Annotated in this window: 2 protein-coding genes; both read left to right on the top strand. The window is 73.8% G+C overall.

Features of this window, described 5'->3' with window-relative positions:
* Window positions 1–136: 136 nt before the first annotated feature.
* A complete protein-coding gene (locus tag Q7T67_RS18220; RefSeq protein ID WP_304793130.1) occupies window positions 137–1,846 on the top strand; it encodes a penicillin-binding protein 2 in 1,710 nt (569 codons plus the stop codon).
* A gap of 91 nt (window positions 1,847–1,937) precedes the next feature.
* Window positions 1,938–3,437, top strand: coding sequence for a UDP-N-acetylmuramoyl-L-alanyl-D-glutamate--2,6-diaminopimelate ligase (locus tag Q7T67_RS18215; protein WP_304793127.1), 1,500 nt, complete (start codon window positions 1,938–1,940; stop codon window positions 3,435–3,437).
* Window positions 3,438–3,513: the final 76 nt, after the last annotated feature.

Genomic DNA, 3,513 nt, shown 5'->3' with positions numbered 1-3,513 from the left:
ACGGCGCCCGGCGGCCCGCCCGGCCACGCCGGGCGCGGCCCGTCCGTGCCTCCGGCCCGGCCCGCCGGCCACCCCGGGCGACATAAAACCCTCGCCGCCCGGCAGGAGCGCCCGGCGCCGCGGCGAACGAGCGTGCATGTACGCAGATCGCCGCCTGCGCGTGCTCTTCAACATCGCCATGGTCCTCGTCGCCCTCGCCGGGCTGCGCTCGGTGTGGTTCGCGCTCGCCAAGGCCGACACCCTCAGCGTCCGGGCCGCCGGCCAGCAGCTCAAGGGCACCGACGTGCTCGCCCTGCGCGGGGAGATCACCGACCGTCGCGGCAACGCGCTGGCCGTGTCCGAGCCCGCCGCCGACGTCTCCGTGTCGTCCAAGCAGGTGCTCGAGCTCAAGACGCTGACGCCCGCCCAGCAGCCCGCCACGATGGCCGCGCTGATCGCCACGTCGCTGGACCTCGACGAGGAGACCGTCCTCGACAAGCTGACCTCCGGCAAGGGCTTCGAGTACCTGGGCCGGTCGATCCCGGACACGAAGATCCAGGCGATGAAGGACCGCGCCAAGCGGCAGGACATCAAGCTCAACGGCCTGGACTTCACCCCACGCAACCGCCGCGTGTACCCGAACAACGCGCTGGCCGGCCAGCTCCTCGGGGCGTTCGGCACGGACGACAAGGCCCTCTCGGGCCTCGAGTACGCCCTTGACGACCGGCTGCGCGGCGTCAACGGCCGCACGGTCGACACGAACGCCGCGTCGGGCAGCTCGCTGCGCCGCAAGGTCGAGCGGACGATGGTCCCCGGCAAGGACGTCGGCCTGACGGTCGACACGCGGATCCAGCAGATGACCGAGGACGCGCTGCAGGAGATGGCGCAGACCTACCGGCCCAAGCGCGCCACGGCGATCGTGATGCAGCCCGACGGGCAGGTCCTCTCGATGGCCAACTGGCCGCGCGTGAACCCGAACAACCCCGCCGGATCGCCCGAGGAGTACAAGAGCAACCTGGCGCTGAACCTCAACTACGAGCCGGGCTCGACGTTCAAGGCCGTCGCCGTCGGCGGAGCCCTGCAGGACCGGGTCGTCACGCCGGACACCCCGTTCACGGTGCCGTACTCCATCCAGGTCGCCGACCGGACGATCTCGGACTCCCACGGCCACGGCACCGAGGTCATGAACCCGGGTCGGATCCTGGCGGAGAGCTCCAACGTCGGCGCGATCAAGATCGGCATGCGCCTGAACGCCGAGCGCGGCAAGGACGCCTTCGACGGGTGGATGCGCAGGTTCGGCTTCGGCGAGAAGACCGGGATCGGCATGCCGGAGGAGCAGGGCCTGCTGCTGCCGGTCGCGAAGTACTCCGGCTCGACGATGGGCAACCTGCCGATCGGTCAGGGCCAGTTCGTCACGCCGATGCAGATCGCCAACCTCTACGCGACGATCGCCAACGGCGGCGTCCTGCGCAAGCCGACGCTCGTGCGGACGGTCGAGGGGAAGCTCGTCACGCGGCCGAAGGGCACCCGCATCCTGCGTCCCGAGGTGGCCAAGGAGCTCCGCGGCATGCTCAGCGGCGTCTTCGAGGCCGGCGGCACGGCCTCGGCGGTCAAGGTCCCCGGGTACACGCTCGCGGGCAAGACCGGCACGTCGAACGTCTACGACGAGAAGCTCGGCGAGTACGTGGAGAACCGCAACGTCGCGTCGATCGCCGGCTTCGCGCCCGCCCAGGACCCGAAGGTCATCATCGTCGTGGTCGCCGACGAGCCCGCCGGCGGCGGCTACGGCGCCACCGTCGCGGGGCCGGCGTTCGCCGAGATCGCCCGCTACGCCATGCAGTACCTCAAGGTCCCGACGACGAAGTGATCCGGGCCGGGCGGAGGGCCGTCCGTCCCGGGCCGGAACGGCCGGAGGCGGGCGCGGACGCGGCCGGGTCCTCGTCTAGGCTCCCGTGCGCATGACGTTGGGGGACCTGTTCCAAGAGACGCCGGAGTCGGCGCGCGCCGTCGCGGTCTCGTCGCTCGCCTACGACGACCGCCGGGTCGGTCCCGGGACCGTCTTCTTCTGCGTCCGCGGGCTCACCCGCGACGGGCACGAGTTCGCCTCGACGGCCGTCGAGCGCGGCGCCGCGGCGCTGGTCGTCGACCACCCGCTGGACTCCGGGGTGCCCGAGGTCGTCGTCCCCGACGTCCGCGCCGCGATGGCCCCGGCCGCCGCGCGCCTGGCCGGCGACCCGACCACCACGCTCTCCACGGTCGGCATCACCGGCACGAACGGCAAGACGACCACCGCCTTCCTCGTCCGGGCGCTCCTGGAGGCCGGCGGCCGCCCGACCGGGCTGCTGGGCACCGTCGCGCAGATCGTCGGGGGCGAGGACCGCGACGCCGGGCGCACGACGCCCGAGGCGATCGACCTGCAGCCCCTGTTCGCCGAGATGACCGCCGCCGGCGACCGCGCGTGCGTGATGGAGGTCTCCTCGCACGCCCTGTCGCTCGGGCGCGCCGACGCGATCCACTGGGCCGCGGCGATCTTCACCAACCTCACCCAGGACCACCTGGACTTCCATCCGACGATGGAGGACTACTTCCTGGCCAAGGCCCGCCTGTTCGAGCAGGCCGAGGGCGCGCCGAAGGTCGTCGACGTCGACGATCCGTACGGCCGGCGCCTGGCGCAGCTGCACCCCGACGCGCTGACGGTCTCGCTCGAGGCGACCGACGCCCGCTTCCGCGCCACCGACGTGCGCACCGGCCTGCGGGGCAGCAGCTTCGTCCTCGACGGCCGCGAGCTGTCGACGCCGATGCCGGGGCGCTTCAACGTCATGAACGCCCTGCAGGCGTTCGTCGTGGCCGTCGCGCTGGGCGTCGACGAGGACGTCGCCGCCGCGGCGCTGGCCGACGCGGGCCGCGTGCCCGGGCGCCTGGAGTCGGTCGACGCCGGGCAGTCGTTCGCGGTGCTCGTGGACTACGCCCACACCCCGGACTCGCTGCACAACGTCCTGGCGGCCGCGACGGGCGTCCTCGACGACGACCTCGCCGCCCGCCGGGCCGCCGGGGACGAGGGCGGGCGCGGCCGGTCGATCTGCGTCTTCGGCTGCGGCGGCGACCGCGACCGGGGCAAGCGGCCCCTGATGGGCGGGATCGCCGCCGCCGAGGCCGACGTCGCCATCGCCACCTCCGACAACCCGCGCTCCGAGGACCCCGCCGCGATCCTCGACGAGGTCCTGGCGGGCGCGGACGGCGCGGGGACCGTGGTCGAGCGGATCGAGGACCGCCGTGCGGCGATCGCCCGGGCGCTCGACCTGGCGGGCCCCCGGGACGTCGTGCTGATCACCGGCAAGGGCCACGAGCAGGGGCAGCAGTTCGCCGACCGCACCGTGCCCTTCGACGACCGCGTCGTCGCCCGGGAGCTGCTTGGCGCCCGGGCCGCGGCCGGCGAGGAGGAGGCCGCCCGTGCGTAGCCGCGACGCCCTCTGGATCGCCGCGGCCGCCGGCGCGACGCTGGTGCAGGACGAGCCGGCCGCCGTCCCGCCACCG

Source organism: Patulibacter sp., from assembly GCF_030655195.1.
Lineage (GTDB): Bacteria > Actinomycetota > Thermoleophilia > Solirubrobacterales > Solirubrobacteraceae > Patulibacter.
The sequence above is the reverse complement of the archived record's forward strand: the minus strand, read 5'-3'. Positions and strand labels throughout refer to the sequence as shown.